This is a genomic window from Bacillus sp. KNSH39, from assembly GCF_052656585.1.
In genome coordinates, this window is sequence record NZ_JBQXYO010000001.1 from 176,845 (window position 1) to 201,164 (window position 24,320).

Here is a 24,320-nt window from a genome sequence, read left to right on the forward strand (position 1 = left end):
GTTAAGGAGTGAATAATCATGGCAACATTAACTGAAGTTAAAAATGGTGTTCGAATTGAAAAAGACTTTTTAGGTGAAAAAGAAGTACCAAACTATGCATACTACGGCGTACAAACAATGCGTGCAGTCGAAAACTTCCCAATTACAGGATACAAAATCCATGAAGGTTTAATTAGAGCGTTCGCAGTTGTAAAAAAAGCTGCAGCGCTTGCGAATACAGATGTAGGAAGATTGGAATTGAACAAGGGCGGCGCGATCGCAGAAGCTGCTCAAGAAATTCTTGATGGAAAATGGCATGATCATTTCATCGTAGATCCAATCCAAGGCGGAGCAGGTACTTCAATGAACATGAATGCAAATGAAGTCATTGCCAATCGTGCGCTTGAATTATTAGGAATGGAAAAGGGAGACTATCATTATATTAGTCCAAATAGTCATGTAAACATGGCCCAATCAACAAATGATGCATTCCCAACGGCGATTCATATCGCAACGTTAAATGCATTAGAAGGCTTATTACAAACGATGGGTTATATGCATGATGTATTTGAATTAAAAGCAGAACAGTTCGATCATGTGATTAAAATGGGACGTACACATTTACAAGACGCTGTGCCAATTCGCCTTGGACAAGAATTTAAAGCGTACTCTCGTGTACTTGAACGTGATATGAAACGCATTCAGCAATCGCGTCAACACTTATATGAAGTGAACATGGGAGCAACTGCAGTTGGTACAGGCTTAAATGCAGACCCAGAATATATTGAAGCAGTTGTAAAACATTTAGCTGCAATTAGTGAACTACCACTAGTTGGTGCAGAAGACTTAGTAGATGCAACGCAAAATACAGATGCATACACAGAAGTATCTGCAGCACTTAAAGTATGTATGATGAATATGTCTAAAATTGCGAATGACCTTCGCTTAATGGCATCAGGTCCACGTGTTGGTTTAGCAGAAATTATGTTACCAGCTCGTCAGCCAGGTTCATCTATTATGCCAGGGAAAGTAAACCCTGTTATGCCAGAAGTTATTAACCAAATTGCGTTCCAAGTAATTGGTAATGACCATACAATTTGCCTTGCTTCAGAAGCAGGACAATTAGAATTAAACGTTATGGAACCAGTACTTGTTTTCAACTTACTGCAATCAATTAGCATTATGAATAACGGTTTCCGTGCCTTTACAGATAATTGCTTAAAAGGAATTGAAGCGAATGAAGATCGCTTAAAAGAGTATGTTGAGAAGAGTGTAGGAATTATTACAGCCGTGAACCCTCATATCGGTTATGAAGCTGCAGCTCGCGTTGCGAAAGAAGCAATCGCGACAGGGCAATCCGTTCGAGAACTTTGTGTGAAAAATGGTGTACTGTCACAAGAAGACTTAGAGTTAATTCTAGATCCATTCGAAATGACGCACCCAGGGATTGCAGGAGCAACTCTTTTAAAGAAAAATTAAAAAAAGAGGGGGGACAAGCCCCTCTTTTTTGTTTACAATATAGAAATGCTATATATGAATAGAGGTAGGGATGTTATGAGCAAGTTTACAGTAGCTTCTAATGGTGCATTAGAAACAACATTAAGAGGAGCAGAAGTATTATCAACACCACTTTTAAATAAAGGGGTCGCTTTCACACAAAATGAAAGAGAAGAGTTAGGTTTAAAAGGGTTATTACCGCCAGCGGTTTTAACGTTAGAAGAACAGGCACGCCGAGCATACGAACAATTTAGTTCTCAGCCGGATGATTTATTAAAGAATGTATACTTAACTGCGTTACATGATCGAAATGAAGTATTATTTTATCGTATATTAACAGATCATTTACGTGAAATGTTACCGATTGTATATACACCAACTGTCGGTGTAGCAATTCAAAGATATAGTCATGAATATCGTAAACCACGTGGTGTTTATTTATCGATTAACGATCCATCAGGTATTGAAGAAGCATTCACCAATATTGGTGCAACAGCTGAGAACATTGATTTAGTCGTTGTAACAGATGGAGAAGGCATATTAGGAATTGGTGACTGGGGCGTTGGTGGTATTAACATCGCAATCGGAAAATTAGCTGTTTACACTGCTGCAGTTGGAATCGATCCTAGTCGTGTATTACCAGTAATTTTAGATGTAGGTACAAACCGTGAGGAGCTATTAAACAATCCATTTTATATTGGAAATCGTCACCCTCGTATAACAGGTGAAGCTTACGATGAATTTATTGATACGTTTGTACAAGCGGTAAACAAACAATTCCCGAAAGCACTTTTACATTGGGAAGACTTTAGCTCTCGTAACGCACGAAAAATTTTAGATAAATATCGTCATGATGTTTGTACATTTAATGATGATATTCAAGGTACAGGTGCAGTTTCACTTGCGGCAGTATTATCGGCAGTGAAAGCTTCTGGTGTACCGCTAAGTGAACACCGCGTTGTTGTATTTGGTGCTGGTACGGCTGGAATCGGTATCGCAGATCAAGTTAGAGATGCGATGGTCCGCGTAGGTGTATCTGAAGAAGAATCATATAAGCGTTTCTGGTGTATTGATCGTAACGGGTTAGTTACAGATAATATGGAAGATCTTCTTGATTTCCAAATTCCGTACGCAAGAAAAGAAGCAGAAGTAAGTGAGTGGAAAGAAAATGATGTGATCGGACTTGCTGAAGTTGTGAAACATGTAAAACCGACAATTTTAATTGGTACATCTACTGTTGCAGGTGCATTTAAAGAAGAGATTATTAAAGAAATGGCTTCTCACGTAGAAAGACCAATCATTTTACCAATGTCGAATCCAACGCCACTTGCTGAAGCAAAACCAGCAGATTTAATCGAGTGGACAGAAGGAAGAGCGTTAGTTGCAACAGGAAGTCCATTTGAACCAGTTACATATAACGGTGTAACGTATGTGATTGGACAATCAAATAATGCACTTATTTTCCCAGGGCTTGGTCTTGGAACAATTGTAGTACGAGCAAGCGTCATGACGGATGGAATGTTCGCAGCGGCTGCTGAAGCAGTTGCAAGTATGGTAGATACAAGTCAGCCAGGAGCACCTATTTTACCAGAGGTCGAAGAATTACGTAATATCTCAGAAATGGTTGCAATTGAAGTAGCGAAAGTTGCAGTTGCAGAAGGTGTTGCAAGAGTGAACTTAAGTGATAACGATATCAAGATGGCAGTACAAGAAGCAATGTGGAAGCCAGAGTATCGCCAAATAAAAGCGGTAGAAAAGGTTAGAATATAGAAAAAAAGCCCGTTTATAACAATAAGCGGGCTTTCACTTTTACTACTGAAAAAAAGTATAGGAAGTGTCACCTTTGAATTGGAATCAATTATGGAAGAAAGATATGTCCCTTTTAATTATATTAATGGTCGTTGTTCCGATTGCTGGGGAGCTGAACTTTCATCCCTTTAATGATACGTTTCGAGTTAGCTTCGGTACACCGCTATTCTTCTTTTTATTATTATTTTTAAGAAGAGTACCAGCAGGAGTTGCAGGTATTCTTGTTGGTATATCTGTAGTCTTATTCCGAGTATGTCTTGACTGGATCATGCAAGGTTCATTTCATATGACAGAATCATTTTATTTGCGTTATCCTGTGTTCTTCTATTATTTTATTTATGGCAGTTTTTTTTCGCTTTGTAGGGTAAATAAATTCCATCAGAAACCAATCATTATTGGATGCCTTGGAATTTCAATTGAAATTGTTGCAAGTATGTCAGAACTTGCGTTTTATCACATGTTAGTACTAGGTACAACAATAACGATTTCTGAAGTGAATAAACTTATTATTATTGCTATTTTTCGTAGTTTCTTTGCACTTGGTTTTTTAAATATGATGAATTTATATGAAACGAAATTAAAAGAATCGCAAGTTCGAAAAGAAAATGAAAATATGTTAATGCATCTTTCTAATTTATATGTGGAATCTGTTCATTTGAAAAAGACGTTACAAAATGCGGAGTTAATTACACAAGAAGCATATCAACTATATCGAAATTTACAAGTAAGCGCTGATTCAAGTAGTAAAACAGCATTGAAAATAGCGGGGGAAGTGCATGAAATAAAAAAGGATAATCAAAGGATATTTGCAGGATTATCTAAACTGTTATTAGATAAAAATGTGGCTGAATATGTAGAAGGACATGAGTTAGCAGAGATGATTGTTAGAATAAACGAGAAGTATGCTGAAATGCTAGAAAAGGATATACGTTTTTCTAAACATATAGAAGGTGAGCATGCTGCATACCACGTGTATACAGTTCTATCAATTTTTAATAACCTCGCTGCAAATGCAGTTGAAGCAATTGAAGATAAAGGTGTCGTTATTATTAAGCTATATAAAAGAGATCAACATATATTTTTTGAAGTAATTGACGATGGACCTGGTATTGCACAAAAGTATAAGAAATTAGTATTTAAGCCAGGATTTACTTCCAAGTATGATCAAACGGGAACACCGTCAACTGGTATTGGGCTTTCTTACATAAATGAAATGGTAACAGAGCTAGGCGGAGAAGTGAGATTAGAAGGCCGAGAAAATAAAAGAGGATGTAAGTTTATCGTTTGTTTACCAGAGGGTAGTTTAAAGCGGGAAGGGGAATAGATTTGTTTTATTATATCGTAGACGATGATGAAGTTTTCCGTTCGATGCTTTCGCAAATTATTGAAGATGGAGATCTTGGAGAAGTAATTGGTGAGGCGGATGACGGAGCTTTTATTGAAGCGGATCAACTAAATTTTAAAAAAGTAGATATTTTATTTATTGATTTGTTGATGCCGATGAGGGACGGAATTGAAACAGTTCGTCACATTGCGTCAACTTTCACGGGGAAAATCATTATGATTTCTCAAGTGGAATCGAAGCAGCTTATAGGTGAGGCATATACACTTGGTGTAGAATATTATATTACAAAACCATTAAACAAAATCGAAGTTGTATCTGTTGTACGCAAAGTGATGGAGCGTATTAGATTGGAGCGTTCTATACATGATATTCAAAAATCATTGAATAACGTGTTTCAGTGGGAAAAGCCGCAATTGCGTACTGAACCAGTGCAAGAAGGAAAAAAGATAGGGGATTTAGGACGCTTTTTACTATCAGAACTCGGTATTGCGGGAGAGAATGGAAGTAAAGATTTACTTAGTATGCTGGAATATTTATATGGTCAAGAAAAGGCACAGACATTTGAGTTTGGCTTTCCTGCGTTAAAAGAAATTTTTCATCATATTACGATAAAGAAATTAGGGGATCTAGCTTTAGAGGCGGATATTGATAAAGAGAAAAAAGCGTCTGAACAAAGAGTACGTCGAGCTATTTATCAGTCGTTAAATCATTTGGCTTCTTTAGGATTAACAGATTTTTCAAATCCAAAATTTGAAAGCTATGCTCCAAAATTTTTCGATTTTACCGTAGTTAGAAAACGGATGACAGAAATGACGAAAGATGAACTCGCATCTTCTGGTCATACGCGAATTAATACGAAGAAGTTTATTCAAGTGTTGTATTTTGAGGCGAAGAGGTTGATGGAGATAGAGTGAAGAAGATGCTTATAAATAAGCATCTTCTTTTGTTAAATCAACATTTTATATTTTCTCGTGGAGCATGTAAAATGTTAAGTAAGAGAAAATGGTTTTATATTAAGGAAGTGTCAAAGCGATGAGTTTCACATTGAATAAATCGATTATTAAAGAAGTGTGCGGAGAGACCTCATATAAAAGAGGTGAAGCCTATTATAAATCAAATAAAGTGATAATAGATCATTACGATGAAAATAAAGAAATTTGTGAGGCGACAGTAAAAGGGAACGAGGATTTCCATGTTACAGTAGCAAAAGCCAAAAAGGGTGATGTTGTTGCAAAATGTAGTTGTCCTTCATTAGCATCTTTTCAAACGTACTGTCAACATGTTGCAGCAGTATTAATACAAATAAACTATAATCAACAAATAGGTGGAATGAGCTCCACTAGTAGCAGAAATGATCAATTGACAAGTGGTATGTTTCAGCTGTTTGCAGACAAACCACTGAGGCCAAAAAGTAAACAACACCGTTTTGATACACGTGAAATATTAGATATTGAGTTTATATGTACACCAGTTGCTACGAGAAGTGGTGGGGCTCTTCTTGGAATTCAATTGAAACTTGCCAAAGTGTATTTCATAAATCATATTAGAGAATTTCTTTCTAAGGTGGAGAAAAGAGAGTCTTTTCATTGTTCAAATGAATTTACATATACACCAGATGTACATAGTTTTAAACAAGAAACGGATGCGATTATTCAGCAGCTCATTAAAATGTATCATAACGAAAAAATGTATGAAGATACGCTAGAAGTACACGCGAAACAAGATGAAAGTATGATATTTATACCACCAGCTTCATGGAAAGATATGCTCTTTTCACTTTCTAAAGCTGAATATGTACAGCTGAAACAAAATGAACAACTGTTTCAGGGATTACAAGTTTCAAAAGGGTTGTTGCCGTTACACTTTGAATTTACGAAGGGAAATAATGGCGGATTTACACTTCATATAGAGGGTTTAAATCGTGTACAAGTTATGGATATGTATAACAATGCACTTTACGATGGGAAATTATATCACTTACACATTGAAGATTGTATGCGACTTATTGAATTACAAAAGATGATGAGTCGCTCAAATAGTAATCAGTTTTATATTCCAGAAAGTAAGATGGAACATTTCGTCGCGAAAGTTGTACCGGGATTAATGAAGCTCGGAACTGTACACATTGATGAAGTAATATCGGATCGTGTTGAAACACCTTCGCTAAAAGCGAAATTGTATTTAGACCGCGTGAAAAATCGCTTATTAGCAGGTCTTGAATTTCACTATGGGAACGTCATGATTAATCCGCTAGAAGAGGATGGACAGCCGTCTGTTTTTAATCGTGATGAGAAAAAAGAAAAAGAGATTTTAGACATTATGAGTGAAAGTGCCTTTGCAAAAACAGAAGGCGGTTACTTTATGCATAATGAAGAAGCTGAGTATAACTTTTTATATCACGTCGTGCCAACATTAAAAGGTTTAGTTGATATTTATGCGACGACAGCAATCAAATTGCGAATTAGTAAAGGGGATGCAGTTCCTCTTATTAGAGTGAGAAGAAAAGAAAGAATTGATTGGTTGTCATTTCGTTTTGATATAAAAGGAATACCAGAAGCAGAAATTAAAGGTGTATTAGCGGCCCTTGAAGAGAAACGTAAATATTATCGATTGGCGAACGGTTCGTTTTTGTCGCTAGAGAGTAAAGAGTTTAATGAAATTAATCAGTTTATAAAAGAATCAGGTATTCGGAAAGAATTTTTACATGGAGAAGAGGTAAATGTTCCGCTTATTCGGAGTGTAAAATGGATGAACGGACTTCACGAAGGCAATGTTTTAAGTTTGGATGATTCTGTTCAAGAGTTAGTAGAAAACATTCAAAACCCGAAAAAATTAAAGTTTGCTGTGCCAAATACTTTAAATGCAGAAATGAGAAAGTATCAAGTATATGGGTTCGAATGGATGAAAACACTTGCTCATTACCGTTTTGGCGGTATTTTAGCAGATGATATGGGACTTGGAAAAACGTTGCAAAGCATTGCTTTTATAGATTCTGTTTTGACTGAGATTCGAGAAAAGAAACTGCCAATATTAGTCGTTTCACCATCATCTCTTGTTTATAATTGGTTTAGTGAATTGAAAAAATTCGCCCCGCATATTAGAGCAGTTATTGCAGATGGAAACCAAGCAGAGCGCCGGAAAATTTTGAAAGATATAACGGAATTTGATGTCGTAATCACGTCATATCCATTACTGAGAAGAGATATAAGATTATATGCAAGACCATTTCATACACTATTTCTTGATGAAGCACAGGCGTTTAAAAACCCTACAACGCAAACGGCAAGAGCTGTGAAAACAATCCAAGCTGAATACCGTTTCGGACTAACTGGTACACCTGTAGAAAATTCATTAGAAGAGCTATGGTCTATCTTCCATGTCGTCTTCCCGGAATTATTACCAGGAAGAAAAGAGTTCGGTGATTTAAGGCGTGAAGATATAGCGAAGCGAGTGAAACCATTCGTATTAAGACGATTAAAAGGGGACGTATTAAATGAGTTGCCAGAGAAAATAGAGCACTTACAATCATCGGAGTTATTACCCGATCAAAAGAGTCTCTATGCTGCTTATTTAGCGAAGTTAAGGGAAGAAACGTTAAAGCATTTAGACAAAGACACGTTACGTAAAAATAAAATTAGAATTTTAGCTGGTTTAACGAGATTGCGACAAATTTGTTGTCATCCCGCTTTATTTGTTGATGATTACAAAGGAAGTTCAGCTAAATTTGAACAACTGTTAGAGATTTTAGAGGAATGTAGAAGTACAGGGAAGAGAATATTAATTTTTTCTCAATTTACGAAGATGCTTTCCATTATTGGTCGTGAGTTAAATCGCCAAGCAATTCCATACTTTTATTTAGACGGGAGTACACCAGCACAGGAACGTGTAGAGCTGTGCAATCGGTTTAACGAAGGAGAAGGGGATCTATTTCTCATTTCTTTAAAAGCTGGTGGTACCGGACTTAATTTAACTGGTGCAGATACAGTAATATTATACGATTTATGGTGGAATCCAGCTGTTGAACAACAAGCGGCTGATAGAGCGTATCGAATGGGGCAAAAAAATACAGTACAAGTTATAAAGCTAGTAGCCCACGGAACAATTGAGGAGAAAATGCATGAACTGCAAGAAAGTAAGAAAAATTTAATTGCTGAAGTGATTGAGCCAGGAGAAGAAAAATTAGCATCCATTACGGAGGAAGAAATAAGAGATATTTTAATGATTTAATATGAAAAAGCTATGCTTTCACATGTGAAAGCATAGCTTTTTGTTGTAATAATTATATTTTGTTTTGTGCAAAGTAAAGAAATCAAATGTTATTTAAATTACTTCTTTGTACCTTTACTTTTGTAGGGTTTGGCAGCTGCCTTTTTCTTTGCACTTGATTGCCAACGGTTCCATCCTTTACTTCCTGTACCTTGTCCTACACCTTTTTTCGGTTTTGCTTTCGTTTTACTCATATGATCACTCCGTTATATAAAAATCTTATTTGATAATAGTCAATGATTTAGAAAATACTCTTTATAAATGACTATGATTGCTTTAAGTAAAAATAAACTGCTTGAATGGTATAGTATAACATGAATTTGCAAGTAAACTGAAAGGAATTATAAAGAAAATGAAAATAATAAGAAATACTGCAGATTCTATATTCCGAACGATCACATTAATTGTTGTGTATACGTTAGTTTCGGTCAGTGAAACATTTTTGGGATTGACGAGGCAGAAAAAGTAAAGATGTTAAATTAACAACAATCAATAAAGCCGTAAAATAAAGAATTGAAAAACATTTTAAAACTTTTTGTTGACTTTCTTTATTTTTTGTATAGAATAATCATTAATAAAATGTTTCAGAGATGTGACAACAAAACGACTATGAAAGGACGAGTAGTAGTAGGACGTAGTTTAAGCGAGTCAGGGGTGGTGTGAGCCTGATACGAAGCCTATTATGAAGAACCTCCTGGAGTTGCTAACCGAAATCCTTTATAGGAAAGTAGACTTAGCCGGGAACTTCGCCGTTACAAGAAGAACAGTATCGAGATATTTCATCTCCGTATTGTATAAGTGAGCAACCTCTGTTGCTAATTTGGGTGGTACCGCGGAACCAAAGCCTTTCGTCCCAGTTTTTTGGGAAAGAAGGGCTTTTTTTGTTGGCTTCTTTTCACAACATCCAAACATTTTAGGAGGAAACCACCATGTATCAATCATTAATGACAGTAAGAGAGACTCAAATCGCAATTAAGGAAGTTAAAACATTTTTCGAGGACCAATTAGCAAAACGCCTTGAACTATTCCGCGTATCTGCACCATTATTCGTAACGAAAAAATCAGGATTAAACGATCACCTAAACGGTGTAGAACGTCCAATTGAATTTGATATGTTACATTCAGGAGAAGAATTAGAAATTGTTCATTCACTAGCGAAATGGAAACGATTTGCATTACATGAATACGGATATGAAGCTGGTGAAGGTTTATATACAAACATGAACGCGATTCGTCGTGATGAAGAACTTGATGCAACGCATTCCATTTATGTTGACCAATGGGATTGGGAAAAAATCGTTCAAAAAGAATGGCGTACTGTTGAATACTTACAAAAAACAGTACAAACAATTTATGGAATATTCAAAGATTTAGAAGATCACTTATTTGAAAAATATCCGTTCCTTGGAAAGTATTTACCTGAAGAAATTGTTTTCGTTACTTCTCAAGAATTAGAAGATAAATATCCAGAATTAACACCGAAAGATCGTGAACATGCAATTGCAAAAGAACACGGTGCAGTCTTCATTATCGGAATTGGTGATGCACTTCGTTCAGGTGAAAAGCATGACGGACGCGCAGCTGATTATGACGATTGGAAATTAAACGGTGACATTTTATTCTGGCACCCAGTACTACAATCTTCATTTGAGTTATCATCAATGGGAATTCGTGTTGATAGTAAATCACTTGATGAGCAGTTAACGAAAACTGGTGAAGACTTCAAACGTGAGTATGATTTCCATAAAGGTATACTAGAAGACGTACTACCATTAACAATCGGCGGTGGCATTGGACAATCAAGAATGTGCATGTACTTCTTACGTAAAGCACATATCGGTGAAGTTCAATCTTCTGTATGGCCTGACGATTTACGTGAAGCTTGCAAGAAAGAAAACATTCATCTGTTTTAATAGAAGTAAGGGAATAGCTTAAATATATAGCTATTCCCTCTTTTTTATAAAACTTCACTTGCTTATTTATTACCGAGTTCTTCCGCCAAACCGATTAAAATTCCTTCGACTCCACGAATGTAGCAGAGACGATACGAGTTCTCGTACTGAACTACTTCGCCAACGAGCTCTGCACCATGCTTAGTGAGTTTGGATACCATTTCGTCAATATCCTCGACAGTGAACATGACGCGTAGATAACCGAGGGCGTTTACAGGAGCTGTTCGGTGATCTGCTATAGTAGGAGGGGTGAGAAATCGCGAAAGTTCAATTCGGCTGTGGCCATCTGGAGTGACCATCATAGCGATTTCTACGCACTGAGAACCGAGTCCAGTTACGCGACCAGCCCATTCACCTTCGACATTTGCTCGACCTTCGAGATTCAAGCCAATCTCCTCAAAGAAAGAGATTGCGTTATCAAGGGATTCTACAACGATGCTGACATTGTCCATTCGTAGTAATTTGTTTTTTGCCATAGTCTTATCTCCTTATGTATAAAAGTTTATTATTTAATTATCCTCATAATTATACTACTAAGTAGTTACAAATTCCTTTCAGTCAAAAACACCTTGTCACAGTATAGGAAAATGTGACAAGGTGTTTTTTAATATATCATATAGCATCTTGTTAACGAATAGCTTTTTATTTAATAGGAAGGAAGTAGATTAATATGTTTTTTTTATAAGCGTTACTAAACATATCAAATTAGCTCATTTGCACGAAAGGCTCAATTTTCGCCATAAATGATTGATGCAGCGCCTCAACGCCTGTTACTAAATGAAGGCGGTCAATAACGACAGACACTTTAATTTCTGATGTACTTACCATTTTAATATGAATATCTTCTTCTTTTAAAGTAGTGAACATATTTGCAGCGACACCTGGGTTAGATACCATGCCAGATCCTACGATTGATACTTTTGCTAAGTGATTTTCATGTTCTACAGATTCATAGTGAAGAGTTTCTTGATTTTGTTCCAAAACTTCTAAAGTTTCTCTTAAATCATTCGAGTGAATGGAGAAGGAGAGATGTACAGTTCCTTCATTTGTAATACTTTGAATGATGATATCTACATTAATGTGTGCTGCTGCTAATGTAGAGAAAACTGTTGAAAGCGAGCCTTGTTCTAGTCCTTTAATTGTGACACGTGTAATATTATCCTCAAATGCAATACCTTTAACGATTGATTGTTGTTCCATGTTACATTCTCCTTTTACAATTGTTCCGTTTTCTTGTTCCATACTTGAGCGAACTTCTAAAACTACGTTATGATTTTTAGCAAACTCAACGGCGCGCGGGTGTAATACGCCAGCACCGAGATTAGCAAGCTCTAACATTTCGTCATAAGAAATTTCGTCTAATTTGTAAGCATCTTTTACAACTCGTGGATCCGTCGTATATACGCCTGTAACATCCGTATAAATATCACATTTTTTTGCTTTAAGTGCAGCGGCTAATGCGACAGCAGTTGTATCAGAACCGCCTCGTCCAAGCGTTGTAATTTCAAAATCTTCACTGACTCCTTGGAAACCAGCTACAATAACAATCGTACCTTCAGCAAGATAAGATTGAATACGATCTGTATGAATGTCAGTAATCCGTGCACTACTATGTACAGATTCTGTCGTGATACCTGCTTGCCACCCTGTTAATGAAATTGCATGATAGCCTTTTGATTGCAGTGCCATTGTTAATAATGAAATAGTTACTTGTTCTCCTGTAGATAGAAGCATATCCATTTCACGTTTACTTGGATTTTCTGTGATAGCGTTAGCGAGTGCGACAAGTTCATCTGTGCTTTTTCCCATTGCTGAAACGACAGAGACAATGCTATGACCTCGTTCATATTCTTCAATAATTAAATTTGCTACATGTTGAATGCGTTCGACGCTTCCGACAGAAGTGCCACCAAATTTTTGAACAATTGTTTCCATTACAAATTCCTTCTTTCGTCTATTTTTAAGAATAGATTAGGAAATATATCAATCCCAATACTCCTGTAGTTACCAGAAAGACAAACAAAAAACACCATCTCAAATAAGTGAGGATGGTGCTGTTACAGGAAAAGGGAAACAGAAAACGGAGCTAATAAAAAAACCGCCAAAAAAGGAATATCATAAAAAATGATATCTCTTTTTTGTAGATAGCTCTTCATACGTACACGTCTGTACATATGACAGTTCTGTTTCTATTCGAAAACAGCCCCAATTGATAAATGCAGAGAAATTTATCAATTTCGGCAATACTTCCTTTCATCTAAGTTCATAGACATCTCTGTGTCTCCATTAGAATACTCATAAGTATCGCAACCTCTATCTCACGTTTTAGGCGAGAGTGTTTGATTTATGAAGTTGTTGGTAACATTTGTTTTATAATAATTTAAATTTTTCGGGGAATCAAGTGTTTTATATATATTTTAAAAATTCTTTCTTTTTTTCGAGGAAGTTTGTGAAAAATGTAGCAAAATAAATTCATTGCATGTACATTAAACTTATAGTGCATAGGAGGTGGGGAGAATGAAAAGGAAACAGCCTATTTATGTTGCGACAAAAATGAACACGACGATGGGAAAATTATGGGAATATACGCAAGAACCAGCTATACATACAGAGTGGGATGCTCGCTTTACTGAAATTTCGTATTTAGAGAAAAAAGAAGGAGAACCACAGAAGTTTTTGTATAAAACAAAGATTGGATTTGGGCTTGAAATAGCTGGAGAAGGGGAATCAATAGGTGAAATAAGAAAAGAAACTGGTGAAAGAATTTCTTCTTTAAAATTTTGGACGGATAATACATTATCTCTTATTCAAATAGGACGTGGTTATTGGAAGTATACGCCAAATAAAGAATACATCCATTTTGAGACACAATATGATTATGATACAAGATTTGGTCGTGTAGGGAATGTAATAGATTGCTATATATTTCGGCCGTTATTAGGTTGGGCGACTGCTTGGAGTTTTGATGCTTTAAAATTATGGTTAGAAAAGGGGCTTCATCCTAGGTTACTAATTAGAAGAACAATGACGTATTGGCTCGTATGTTTTTTATTTGCTTTTGTATGGATATATCAAGGGATAGTGCCAAAACTACTGTTTACTCATTTAGAAGAAGTAAAGATGCTTTCTGTATTAATCGGTTCAAATGAAAGTAGTATATGTATACTTAAAATAATTGGGATGTTAGAAATAATTTTCGGCGTCGTATGGCTGTTGCCAATAATAAAACGAAAATTATTTATACTGCATATTATTGTATTACTAGTTTTAACGTTAGCAGCAGGATTTACGAATATTGCAAGCTTTACAGGGCCGTTTAATCCGATTACATTAAATGTTCTTCTAATGGGGTTATCAATTGTCGGTTATATAAATAGTTTCGATTTACCAAGCGCGAAAAATTGCAAGAGGGCGAGAAAGGGATAAGTGTATGGCTAATATGTATGAACGATTATTAGGGGATACCTATAAAAATCTTCATCCTGAATTGCAGAAGCGTTATGCGATTACAGAAGAGAATAGTTTTACAGGGGAAGGAAAAATGGATGAAATTTACGGTGGCTCTTTTTTCGTGAAATTTATATTGAAAATTACATCGAAGTTTCGAATGTTTTTCTCGGAACGAGGAGAGGAAATTCCATTTACGATACAAAACATAGCTGAGCGAGATGAATATGGACGAGAATTAGTAAGGTGGAACCGTACTTTTTATTTCCATAATAAGAAAAGATATTTTAATGCAGTTATGCAATTGGATGAAAACGAAAATGAAATTGTAGATTATTTTGGTGAACCACATTTACTCGTTTCTACACTGCATTTTCATATCGATGAGTTAGGGGCAATGCATATTTCTTCAAAGAAACAATGGTTTTATATGTTTGGAAGAAAAATGCCGTTACCAAAATTTTTGTATGGTGAAGCAAAAATTGTTGAAAGTTATGATGCAACACTACAGTGTTTTCGAATTCATGTACAAGTACGAAACCCGTTAATTGGCTCGCTTTTTTCATATAAGGGAACATTTGTGGAAAGGAAATAAACGATATGAAAAATATAATATTTGGGCTTGCTTGTTATGTTGTTTTTCTAATATATGAGTGGTCGAATATAAATCCTGTTGAAGCAATTATATTATTGTCTGTTTTATTATTTATACCAATGTCACTTTGTATTATTGATAAAAGAAAAAGAGATGGATCGTATTTATTATTTTATAAATTCGTATCGTTTTTATATCCAATCGCAGCAATTTGTGCAATGCTAGCTTTCGTCACAAATTACAATGTATTTGCGCTAGTTTGGTTTGTATATACAGGAATTGTTGCGTTATTTGGTGTAAGTAGATTGCTAGAAAGAGGATGGAAGCCGTTAGAAGAAATCGCCATAGATAGTGCGTTTATTTATTTGTTTTTAGGTGGTTTTTGGTTTTTTGCTTCAGTAGCAAAACTTTCAATTATGCATTTTAGCTCTGACATTGTTTTACTCACAGCAGCGCATTTTCATTATTCGGCGTTTCTATTGCCATTATCAGCTGGTTTAATAGGGAGAAAAAGAGAAAAGAGAAGTAAAGTATATGATGCTATTATGTTTATCATCATGATTTCACCTATGACAGTTGCAATAGGAATTACATACTCGAGAATATTTGAATTTTTTGCAGTGCTCCTATATTTATGTGCCATTTATGGATATGGATTTTACGTTTGGAGAGCAAAATTTAATGCTATCAGTGCAAAGATTCTTTTAATCGTTTCGTCTAGTACACTCATGGTTACAATTATGTTCTCACTTATATATTCATACGGAAATTTGAAGCATGTAATGACGATTACAATTGCTCAAATGGTTTGGATTCACGGTGTTGTCAACGGAATTGGAGTAGCGTTACCGGCATTTGTCGGCTGGATGATCGAAAAGAGTGTTCCGAATTATAAATACTATGGGAAACCAATGAGTAAATTAAGAGGAAGTGTGGCAATTGGTGATGCTTTTTTATATAGCGGCAATTTAGTAGGCAGTAAGGAATACAACGGTTTAGTTGATCAAATAACTGATTTTCATAGTGAGTCATTTGACGTGACGAAGGTACCTTTAAGTATTATTCGTTTTTATGAAAATACAACAGAGTATGAGTTGCAATCAAATATTAAATGGGCTCGTTGGTTCCGCCTATTTGCATTTTGTTATGAGAAAATGAGCAAGCATGTAGGACAAATACATTTAGGGATGGGCGGCAATTGGGAAACGATGCATGGCTCTATCATTAGTGTAATAGATGAGAAAGATGGAAGAGAGAATGTAAGGGCTTGGATAAGGAAAAATGAAGCAGGTGAATCTATTTTTGTAGCTCTTTATTCAAAGCATACAAATAAGAATGAGACATATATGAATATCGCCTTACCTTTACCTTATTCGAATATGACTGGTATTTTGAAACTATATAATGATAATCATGATTTAATCATTACTAGTAAGTTAAGAGAAAATGGCCAGGGAGATGAGGGGATTTATTTACATACTCGGTTCTTAACAATCCGTTTACCGTTAGCAGAGACTTTCATCATTACAGAGGGTAAGGATAACATGTTAACAGCTCATCATAGCATGTGGCTATTTGGACTTGAATTTTTACATATTCATTATAAGATTGAAAAAATTGCACAGAAGTAAGAAAGGCTTGGATGGGTTTCCAAGCTTTTTTATGTATGGGTAATTGTCATAGAAATTTGTTTATTTAGCTCATTATCCCAAACACGTTGAATTTCAAAAGTGCTTTTTTTAAAAAATAATGGGAATCTTTCTTTAAACCAAGTTTGCATAGGTAGCTTTAGTGCTGTATTGATTGGTATCCATAATAATTCACCCTCAGGAGGATTCAAAAGAAGTTCACCTTCAAATGAGTCTGTCCAATAGTTAAATACCATATATCGAACATTACCTTTCGGATTGACATATTCATCTAATCCTTTAAAAGTTAAATTGGAAACAAGTAATCCAGTTTCTTCTTTTACTTCTCTTATAGCGGCTTGAACGATACTTTCGGGGAAATCTACTTTGCCGCCAGGAGCGATGTAGCCAGGGAAACCTCGATGGCTGGGGCGTTTTATGAGTAAAATTTCATTGTTACGTTGGATCATACACATTGTATAGATCTGATGTTCGATGTTATGTGAATTTGGAGGTATAATGATGTATTCTCCTTTATATTTTTTTGATAATTTTACCATAACATAATTGTTTCTTATATAATTAGAAATGGAATGTTATAAATTTTCAGTTATATATTATAAATTCTATAGTCATTCGAAAAGAGGGGAGAGACATGCAAGGAGAAATACAAAAGGAGAAAAGTTTAGGTTATATTGGAAAATTATTATTACCAGTTAAAGTATCAACGCACTTTAAGTTTTTATGGATTGGACAATTACTCTCGGCCTTAGGTAGTTCGATAACTATGGTCATACTTCCAGTTGTTGTGTATTCATTAACTGGTTCAACAGTTGTAATGGGGATGACGATGGCAATGTACATGCTACCTAATATTCTTGCTTTACCGTTTGCGGGTTTAATTGTAGACCGAATTGATCGGGTTAGGTTAATGTTATTTACGGATATAATCCGCTGTATATTAATGCTATTACTTGCATCGCTTATATTTATGGATTTATTAACAATTACGATTTTATATATTCTCGTTGCCATATACGGACTTATGGAAGGGATATTCCAACTAGCATATTCTGCTGTAAGGGCGAAAGTATTCGTCCCTGAAATTCGTAATGCAGCTAACGCACTCACTCAAATGAGTAATCAAGGTATACGATTAATTGGGCCAGCACTTGGTGGGTTAATCGTATCGGTTGCATCTGCAGGGATAGGTTTCGGACTAGATGCAGCAACGTACTTATTATCATTTTTATGTTTATTATTTTTAAAAGAAATTAAGTTTAAAAAAGTAAAACCCATTGAAAAGAGTAAGCTTAATTACAAACAAGAGTTTATGGAAGGTGTTTTAGTTTTAAAAAGTCATCCATGGCTGTGGATTACAATTTTAGTTTTTTCTTTTATAAATATTTGTTATGCCGGCATTATCGTCGTATTAATTCCATGGTTATTTAATGTTCATCATCATTTTGAAGCTTACGTGTATGGACTTGGCATGGCCTTTTCTGGTGGTGGAGCTGTAATTGCTGCATTAATATTTGGTGGGAAAGAGCGGTGGCAGAAGAGAGGATTACTGGCTTATGAAGGTGTTTTAATGAGTGGCATTGCTTTATTAATTATGCCATTCATTTCTTGGGCACCCGCTTTAATATTCTTAATGGCAATTGAAGGATTTGGCATGATGATATTTGGACTCATTTGGGAAACGAGTTTACAGGAGCTTGTACCAGAAGAAGCATTCGGAAGAGTGGCAAGCCTTGATATGTTGGGTTCTTTTGCTTTATTGCCATTAGGATACGTAGTTGTAGGCTGGTTAGCTACTGTCATAGGTGGCGAGATAACTATTATAACACTAGCTAGTTTAGTAATTTTAACAATTGGAATAACATTGTCTGTACCGAGTATTCGTCGATTTAATTGATTATATGGGAGAAGAGGGCTAGACCTATATAGAAAATAACTTAGCATATAATCAACTAGTATTAATAAAACATCTTTGTAATGAAAAGCCTTCCATACACATTTGGCACAAAAAAATTAGTATGGAAGCAACAAAAATAGAAATCACAAAAGAAGTGACGGAAGCGATACAAGTAGGTTTCAAAAAAGAAGAATAAGCCCTAAAGAAATTAGGACTTATTCTTCATTAAATACAAATGTTTGTTTCATTTTTTTACCTTCATTTACCGGATGGCCGTTATAAGAGAAATTCTTTTCTTCCCAAGTGATCACAACTTTAAAATTATGACTATTAAAGTCTAATGGGAATACCATGTAGTCAAAGCTTGTATGACTTTTAGAAATGTTTTCATTAGGTGTAGAAGGTTTAAAGGTAGCTTTAGAGGTAGGATTGTTATCAAGTATTTCCACAGATACATTTGATACATCATGACCGATGTTTTTTACGAGTAAACTATACGTATCAAATACACCTTGTTTTGGCTGGATTGCTTGCTTGTTTGGATTATGGGATTTATCAATTTCGACATACCATTGTTTAGACTTTGACGCAATCGGTAGTGACTGAAATGTGTAAGCACTAGCTTGCATTGGTAGTGCTAAACATATAAGCGTAAAGAGAGTTAATATTTTTCGTTTCATTTTTTTTAGAGCTCCCATTCTTTAATGGATTTACTTGTTATTATCTTCTTTTTACGAGTTAATATACCATATAATGTAAAGTGGTTATTGTGAGTAGTGAATCAATATCTTATTCACTACTCTTATAGCTAACATAATTACGTATGAAGTAAGAAAGAATAAATTTATTTTTTCTATACTTAGATTACTGCCCTTTTTAAAAGGGCTATTTTTACGTTTTAATAAAAAGAATATACTAAGAATTCCGTATAAATTATTTATTTTAATGTAGTTAAATGTGCTTGTATATGTGAAATTAGAGAGGGAAGCTGTGTAGAGATGTTTCTACACAGCTATTTAGGATATGAAAAAATTACCAAAAATATGTTAAAATAACATTGTCATACAACAAGGGGGATTTGTTTTATGGAAAATGGACATCTTGCTAAAGTAGACTTAACGAAAAAAATTGAATCAAAATCTAAGTACAATAAGAAATTAGAAAAATATCAAAGGCGCTTATTAGCATTACAACAAATTTTGAAAGAAGAAAAAATCGCGGTTATGCTTGTTATGGAAGGATGGGATGCGGCTGGTAAAGGTGGGGCAATTAAGCGGGTGACGGAACATCTTGACCCACGTGGGTTCCAAGTAGATCCAATTGGAGCGCCTGCACCTCATGAAAAACGTTACCATTATTTGCAACGTTTCTGGCGCAAAATTCCACAGTACGGGCAAATTACCATTTTTGATCGCTCATGGTACGGTCGTGTGTTAGTTGAGCGTGTTGAAGGTTTTGCTACAAAGGAAGAGTGGATGAGAGCATATGATGAGATTAATGATTTTGAAAAACTACTAACAGATGACCATTACATAATGGGGAAGTTCTTCTACCATATAAGTAAAGAGGAACAGTTAAAGAGATTTAAAGATAGAGAGAAAAATCCTTTGAAAAGATGGAAAATTACAGACGAAGATTGGCGTAATCGTGAAAAATGGGATGAATATGTTGAAGCGATGGAAGACATGTTTGAAAAAACAAGTAAGCCAAATGCGAAGTGGCATATTATTGAAAGTAACGATAAATTGTATGCTCGTGTGAAAACGTTAAAAATTATTATTTCATTCATTGAGGATTATTTCTTAGAACATGGTATAGAATTGCCTTCTTATTATTATGAAATGAAAGAGGATATTGAAGTTTTGCAAGATGTAGGTGTGAAAGAGTAAAAAAGAAAATGGCCCTGTGAATTGGTGAAGCCAAATTATGGGGCTTTTTTATTTAGAAACATTTTACAATTAACAGAATAAGGTATATAATCAATAATCATATTAATATTGTTAATATGATTATTGATTATATAATGTGTGGGGGTTTTACTTTGAAGGGAAGAGATGTTGTTTTAGGTTTATTAATGGAAAAGGAATTGTCTGGTTACGATATTAAAATTGTGTTTGAAGACGTATTTACTCATTTTTTTGATGGAAGTTTTGGAATGATTTATCCAACGTTACGACAATTGGAGAATGAAGGGAAAATAAAAAAAGAGGTTGTCATGCAAGAGGGGAAACCGAATAAGAAAATGTACTTTATTACAGATGAAGGACGTGAAGAGTTTTATCAATACATGCAGACGCCTGTAGAGAAGGATGTTTTACGTTCGGATTTTTTAATGAGAATGTATTTTGGTAACTATAGTGATGATGTAACAATAAAAAAATGGATTAAAGATGAAATTGAAAGAAAAGAAGCGTACATTGCAGATCTTCGATTGAAATATGAAAAGTGGAGAGTAGGTATTACTTTCGTCGAAGAAATTTCACTAGATGTAGGTATTGCATCGTATAGTGCACAAGTGGAGACTTTGAAGAAAAAATTAGAAGAGTTAGAGGCGAAAGAAAACAATAAAACAGAAGAATGAAAAACGCGTTCACAATAAATAAAGGGGTATATAAAGATGGAGCAATCAAAGGGTATTAAGATTGTCTTTTTAATGTGTCTAGGTATCTTTCTTTGTATGATTGATACGACAATTATGAATATAGCTTTACCGGCAATACAATCGAGTGTAAATACTTCGTTAGAAAAGATGTCTTGGGTATTAAATGTTTATACAATGACGATTGCAGTACTTGCCATTCCGTTAGGGCGGATAGCTGATATCTTTGGAAAAGCAAAGATGTATATTCTGGGTCTGGTGATTTTTGGTGGTGGATCGGTACTTTGCGCTTTTGCTAATACAGGTGATTTTCTTATTTTTTCTCGTTTTATACAAAGTATTGGGGCAGCGATTTTATTTCCAACAAGTATGGTAATTGGTGTATCAGCTATGCCATTAGCTAAGAGGCATGTTGCGCTTGCGATTTTAGGAGTAACACAAGGATTGTCAGCTGCTATGGGACCAGTAATAGGTGGAATTATTACGCAAAATTTAGGATGGAGATGGGTGTTCTTCGTTAATGTTCCGGTTTGTATAATAGGAATCGTGTTATGTTGCATCATGCTACAAATAAAAAATGAAGAACGTATTATCTCAAAAATAGATTGGATAGGACTACTATTAAGTAGCACAGCAATTTTTTCATTTACTCTCATATTAGTAAAAGGTAATACATGGGGATGGCAAAGTAATATTGCTTTGTCTTGTTATGCAATTAGCACTATTTCTCTTATTCTATTTATTTTAGTAGAACGAAAGATTCATAACCCAATGGTGAATTTAAAGTTATTTCAAGATCGAATGTTTGTCGGAGCGTCGATCGTTGTTATATTGAGTAATTTATTTTTAATTGGAGTTACTGTATTGCTTCCAACGTTCTTGACGAAACTACAGGGTCGAACGGAAATTGAAGCGGCTTTTTTAGTGACACCTATTTCAGCAATGATATTTTTTGTCTCACCAGTTGCAGCAACTTTAATTAAAAAACTCGGAAAAGTAACTATTATTTTGTCAGGATTTCTTGTTATGGGGCTTTCCTACTATTGGTTGCAAATGATTGATGTTCATTCAACAAATATAGAAATTATTATTCCATGTATGATATTAGGTGTTGGATATGGTTTAGTAGTGGGGCCAATTACAGTTTTAAGTGCGTCTTCGTTTGAAGGAGAATTGTTAACTGCTTCTCAAAGTGTTGTATCAATGTTACGACAAGTTGGAATTGTATTGGCAGTCGCAATATTTGTCTCTAACTTAACTCACAATTTAACTGTAAATAAAGAAAAAGTATATCGTTATGCAGAAGAAAAGGTGTGTACTATTCATGTGAATAGTACTGAGCAAACTGAAATTTTACAAATGACTAAAGAGAAAATAGAGAATCAAAGTTTAGAGTCGAATATAAATAAGAAACAAAATGCAATGACAATGGGATTAAGTAAAGAGAAAAAGGAAGAATTGATTCGCGACAAGACGGATGAAATATTAAGAAAAGTTCCAGTAGAATATAGAGATGTAAAAAGAGAAGAAGTTATGAGGAAAGTGACAAAAGAAGTTGAAAAACAAGAGGAAAGTATAAAGAAAGAGGTACTCACATTTTCAAATGATGTGAATCATTATGCCAAGAATCAGATGGCTATGAGTTTTACAGATTTATATAAAGCAAGTGTGCCAATTATTTTAATTTGTGCTTTCGTAAGTTTGTTGTTTTGGGAAGGGAAAGCTTTGAGTAAAAAGAGAAGGGGAAGATTAGTAGAAGAAGCGTAAAGAAAAACAGGCTATAGCAGCCTGTTTTTTTTCATTGTTTTCTCCTTGCATATTGTGAATGGTAGTATTTTTAATATAGCATGGGATAAGTCGAGTATGATTAGAAAGTTTTTTAGAATGAAAGGAAGGAATGGAAAATGCCATTGAATATGTAACGTTATACATAGTACATTAACAAGAGGGATTAATTTTAAAAGGAGGATGGGGAATTGCTAGATAAGGCAGGGGCTTTAATAGATAATCATATGTACACAGAAGAAGAGCAACAAAAACTATACAAACGAACGTTAATAATCGTCAGCATTTCACAAATGTTTGGCGGTGCAGGACTAGCTGCTGGTATTACAGTGGGAGCACTTCTTGCGCAGCAAATGCTTGGAACAGATGCGTTTGCAGGATTACCAACTGCTATGTTTACATTAGGATCGGCATTAGCAGCTTTCATAGTAGGGAAGCTTTCGCAACGATATGGACGCCGAATAGGTCTTGCAACAGGGTTTATAGTAGGCGGATTTGGAGCAATTGGTGTTGTAATGGCAGCTTTAACAAATAGTATTATTCTTTTACTTATTTCTTTACTTATATATGGTGCCGGTACAGCCACGAATCTACAAGCTCGTTATGCAGGTACAGATTTAGCAGATAAGAAGCAGAGAGCAACGGCTGTTAGTATTACGATGGTAATGACGACTTTCGGTGCAGTTGCAGGACCAAATTTAGTAGGGGTAATGGGAAGTTTTGCTCATTCAATTGGAGTTCCTAAACTTGCAGGTCCGTTCATACTATCGGCAGCAGCATTTATACTGGCGGGTCTAGTTCTTTTTGTTATGCTTCGTCCAGATCCTTTGATTATTGCTAACATAATAGAAAGATATAAACAGGAACATACATATAAAGGACAACCAATAACAGAAGAAGCGAAAGAAAATAAACGAGGTATTACAGTTGGAGCAATCGTAATGATACTTACGCAAATAGTGATGGTTGCGATTATGACGATGACCCCAGTTCATATGGGACACCACGGTCACGGTTTAAGTGCAGTAGGACTTGTGATAGGTTTTCATGTAGGTGCAATGTATCTTCCATCTCTCGTTACAGGAATGTTAATTGATAAAATTGGCCGAACTACAATGAGCATAGCTGGTGGAGTGATTTTACTTGCAGCGGGTGTCATAGCTGCGATAGCGCCAAGTGATTCTTTATTATTATTAATCGTTGCTCTGTCTTTACTTGGGCTAGGATGGAACCTCGGATTGATAAGTGGTACAGCACAAATCGTTGATTCCACAACACCGTCTACACGTGCTAAAACACAAGGGAAAATAGATGTTTTTATTGCGCTAGCTGGAGCTTCTGGTGGAGCAATGTCAGGTATGGTAGTAGCGAATTCAAGTTATGCGGCATTGTCATTGGCTGGAGGCGTGTTAGCGTTATTACTTATTCCTGTTGTGATATGGTCTCGAAAAGGGGCAAGAAATTAAATGAAAAAGAGGTTCTAGTTACTGACTAGAGCCT

19 protein-coding genes, 1 riboswitch and 1 other annotated feature are annotated in these 24,320 nt (G+C 35.3%); of the genes, 14 read left to right on the forward strand and 5 right to left on the reverse strand.

The annotated features are described in order from the left end of the window. The first annotated feature begins 18 nt into the window (after positions 1–18). From aspA to ACUL40_RS00950, 5 genes are all read left to right on the forward strand, one after another. A complete protein-coding gene (aspA, locus tag ACUL40_RS00930) occupies positions 19–1,458 on the forward strand; it encodes an aspartate ammonia-lyase (protein ID WP_000224205.1) in 1,440 nt (479 codons plus the stop codon). A gap of 75 nt (positions 1,459–1,533) precedes the next feature. Beyond that, positions 1,534–3,246, forward strand: coding sequence for an oxaloacetate-decarboxylating malate dehydrogenase (gene malS / locus ACUL40_RS00935; protein WP_002023847.1), 1,713 nt, complete (start codon positions 1,534–1,536; stop codon positions 3,244–3,246). A gap of 64 nt (positions 3,247–3,310) precedes the next feature. Then, positions 3,311–4,609, forward strand: a complete 1,299-nt coding sequence (locus ACUL40_RS00940; protein WP_002195356.1) for a sensor histidine kinase — start codon at positions 3,311–3,313, stop codon at positions 4,607–4,609. A gap of 2 nt (positions 4,610–4,611) precedes the next feature. Beyond that, on the forward strand, positions 4,612–5,544 hold the full coding sequence (locus tag ACUL40_RS00945; protein WP_098272997.1) for a response regulator: 933 nt from the start codon (positions 4,612–4,614) through the stop codon (positions 5,542–5,544). Between the two features lie 118 nt (positions 5,545–5,662). After that, the gene (locus ACUL40_RS00950) at positions 5,663–8,857 is read left to right on the forward strand and encodes an SNF2 helicase associated domain-containing protein (protein WP_445422936.1); all 3,195 of its coding nucleotides are present in this window, start codon (positions 5,663–5,665) and stop codon (positions 8,855–8,857) included. A gap of 98 nt (positions 8,858–8,955) precedes the next feature. Here the strand turns inward: ACUL40_RS00950 and ACUL40_RS00955 are convergent, their stop codons facing one another. Beyond that, positions 8,956–9,090, reverse strand: a complete 135-nt coding sequence (locus tag ACUL40_RS00955; RefSeq protein ID WP_000047588.1) for a DUF3934 domain-containing protein — start codon at positions 9,088–9,090, stop codon at positions 8,956–8,958. Positions 9,091–9,496: 406 nt separating this feature from the next. Next, positions 9,497–9,755, forward strand: a binding site (T-box leader). Between the two features lie 70 nt (positions 9,756–9,825). On the opposite strand from ACUL40_RS00955, the gene asnA reads away from it, so the two are divergent. Further along, complete coding sequence (gene asnA / locus ACUL40_RS00960) at positions 9,826–10,809, forward strand: aspartate--ammonia ligase (RefSeq protein ID WP_000284917.1); 984 nt, start codon at positions 9,826–9,828, stop codon at positions 10,807–10,809. Positions 10,810–10,871: 62 nt separating this feature from the next. Here asnA and ACUL40_RS00965 read toward each other — a convergent pair whose 3' ends face one another. After that, positions 10,872–11,324 (reverse strand): VOC family protein, encoded by a 453-nt coding sequence (locus ACUL40_RS00965; RefSeq protein WP_065382355.1) that lies wholly within the window; start codon positions 11,322–11,324, stop codon positions 10,872–10,874. 229 nt (positions 11,325–11,553) lie between these two features. Then, positions 11,554–12,783: an aspartate kinase gene (locus ACUL40_RS00970; RefSeq protein WP_445422935.1), complete on the reverse strand. Its 1,230-nt coding sequence runs from the start codon at positions 12,781–12,783 to the stop codon at positions 11,554–11,556. Positions 12,784–12,985: 202 nt separating this feature from the next. Beyond that, positions 12,986–13,172: riboswitch (Lysine riboswitch) on the reverse strand. Positions 13,173–13,365: 193 nt separating this feature from the next. Between ACUL40_RS00970 and ACUL40_RS00975 the strand changes: the two genes are divergently transcribed. From ACUL40_RS00975 to ACUL40_RS00985, 3 genes are read left to right on the forward strand one after another with little or no spacing between them, the layout of a single operon-like run. Then, positions 13,366–14,274 carry a DoxX-like family protein gene (locus ACUL40_RS00975; RefSeq protein WP_063219832.1) on the forward strand — a complete coding sequence of 303 codons (909 nt, stop codon included), beginning with the start codon at positions 13,366–13,368 and terminating at the stop codon, positions 14,272–14,274. A 4-nt stretch (positions 14,275–14,278) separates the two neighbouring features. Continuing rightward, positions 14,279–14,890 (forward strand): DUF4166 domain-containing protein, encoded by a 612-nt coding sequence (locus ACUL40_RS00980; protein WP_445422934.1) that lies wholly within the window; start codon positions 14,279–14,281, stop codon positions 14,888–14,890. 5 nt (positions 14,891–14,895) lie between these two features. Beyond that, positions 14,896–16,521 (forward strand): YndJ family protein, encoded by a 1,626-nt coding sequence (locus tag ACUL40_RS00985; protein ID WP_445422933.1) that lies wholly within the window; start codon positions 14,896–14,898, stop codon positions 16,519–16,521. 29 nt (positions 16,522–16,550) lie between these two features. Here ACUL40_RS00985 and ACUL40_RS00990 read toward each other — a convergent pair whose 3' ends face one another. Beyond that, positions 16,551–17,036: an 8-oxo-dGTP diphosphatase gene (locus ACUL40_RS00990; RefSeq protein WP_445422948.1), complete on the reverse strand. Its 486-nt coding sequence runs from the start codon at positions 17,034–17,036 to the stop codon at positions 16,551–16,553. Between the two features lie 137 nt (positions 17,037–17,173). Here ACUL40_RS00990 and ACUL40_RS00995 point away from each other — a divergent pair, with 137 nt between their 5' ends. Further along, on the forward strand, positions 17,174–18,436 hold the full coding sequence (locus tag ACUL40_RS00995; RefSeq protein WP_445422932.1) for an MFS transporter: 1,263 nt from the start codon (positions 17,174–17,176) through the stop codon (positions 18,434–18,436). Between the two features lie 215 nt (positions 18,437–18,651). Here the strand turns inward: ACUL40_RS00995 and ACUL40_RS01000 are convergent, their stop codons facing one another. Beyond that, a complete protein-coding gene (locus ACUL40_RS01000) occupies positions 18,652–19,116 on the reverse strand; it encodes a hypothetical protein (RefSeq protein WP_000823331.1) in 465 nt (154 codons plus the stop codon). Positions 19,117–19,521: 405 nt separating this feature from the next. Between ACUL40_RS01000 and ACUL40_RS01005 the strand changes: the two genes are divergently transcribed. The 4 genes from ACUL40_RS01005 to ACUL40_RS01020 all read left to right on the forward strand — a co-directional run bounded on the left by ACUL40_RS01005 (position 19,522) and on the right by ACUL40_RS01020 (position 24,286). Then, the gene (locus tag ACUL40_RS01005; RefSeq protein ID WP_000427315.1) at positions 19,522–20,325 is read left to right on the forward strand and encodes a polyphosphate kinase 2 family protein; all 804 of its coding nucleotides are present in this window, start codon (positions 19,522–19,524) and stop codon (positions 20,323–20,325) included. A gap of 152 nt (positions 20,326–20,477) precedes the next feature. Next, a complete protein-coding gene (locus ACUL40_RS01010; RefSeq protein ID WP_000678333.1) occupies positions 20,478–21,017 on the forward strand; it encodes a PadR family transcriptional regulator in 540 nt (179 codons plus the stop codon). Positions 21,018–21,053: 36 nt separating this feature from the next. Continuing rightward, on the forward strand, positions 21,054–22,802 hold the full coding sequence (locus ACUL40_RS01015) for an MFS transporter (RefSeq protein WP_065382542.1): 1,749 nt from the start codon (positions 21,054–21,056) through the stop codon (positions 22,800–22,802). Between the two features lie 245 nt (positions 22,803–23,047). Then, positions 23,048–24,286, forward strand: a complete 1,239-nt coding sequence (locus ACUL40_RS01020) for an MFS transporter (RefSeq protein ID WP_004404555.1) — start codon at positions 23,048–23,050, stop codon at positions 24,284–24,286. The last annotated feature ends 34 nt before the right edge of the window (positions 24,287–24,320 follow it).

Excerpts from the sequence above, each read along its gene's own strand:
- aspA (WP_000224205.1), top strand. The coding sequence starts at position 19 with ATGGCAACATTAACTGAAGTTAAAAATGGTGTTCGAATTGAAAAAGAC.
- malS (WP_002023847.1), top strand. The coding sequence starts at position 1,534 with ATGAGCAAGTTTACAGTAGCTTCTAATGGTGCATTAGAAACAACATTA.
- ACUL40_RS00950 (WP_445422936.1), top strand. The coding sequence starts at position 5,663 with ATGAGTTTCACATTGAATAAATCGATTATTAAAGAAGTGTGCGGAGAG.
- ACUL40_RS00955 (WP_000047588.1), bottom strand. The coding sequence starts at position 9,090 with ATGAGTAAAACGAAAGCAAAACCGAAAAAAGGTGTAGGACAAGGTACA.
- asnA (WP_000284917.1), top strand. The coding sequence starts at position 9,826 with ATGTATCAATCATTAATGACAGTAAGAGAGACTCAAATCGCAATTAAG.
- ACUL40_RS00965 (WP_065382355.1), bottom strand. The coding sequence starts at position 11,324 with ATGGCAAAAAACAAATTACTACGAATGGACAATGTCAGCATCGTTGTA.
- ACUL40_RS00970 (WP_445422935.1), bottom strand. The coding sequence starts at position 12,783 with ATGGAAACAATTGTTCAAAAATTTGGTGGCACTTCTGTCGGAAGCGTC.
- ACUL40_RS00975 (WP_063219832.1), top strand. The coding sequence starts at position 13,366 with ATGAAAAGGAAACAGCCTATTTATGTTGCGACAAAAATGAACACGACG.
- ACUL40_RS00980 (WP_445422934.1), top strand. The coding sequence starts at position 14,279 with ATGGCTAATATGTATGAACGATTATTAGGGGATACCTATAAAAATCTT.
- ACUL40_RS00985 (WP_445422933.1), top strand. The coding sequence starts at position 14,896 with ATGAAAAATATAATATTTGGGCTTGCTTGTTATGTTGTTTTTCTAATA.
- ACUL40_RS00995 (WP_445422932.1), top strand. The coding sequence starts at position 17,174 with ATGCAAGGAGAAATACAAAAGGAGAAAAGTTTAGGTTATATTGGAAAA.
- ACUL40_RS01000 (WP_000823331.1), bottom strand. The coding sequence starts at position 19,116 with ATGAAACGAAAAATATTAACTCTCTTTACGCTTATATGTTTAGCACTA.
- ACUL40_RS01005 (WP_000427315.1), top strand. The coding sequence starts at position 19,522 with ATGGAAAATGGACATCTTGCTAAAGTAGACTTAACGAAAAAAATTGAA.
- ACUL40_RS01015 (WP_065382542.1), top strand. The coding sequence starts at position 21,054 with ATGGAGCAATCAAAGGGTATTAAGATTGTCTTTTTAATGTGTCTAGGT.
- ACUL40_RS01020 (WP_004404555.1), top strand. The coding sequence starts at position 23,048 with ATGTACACAGAAGAAGAGCAACAAAAACTATACAAACGAACGTTAATA.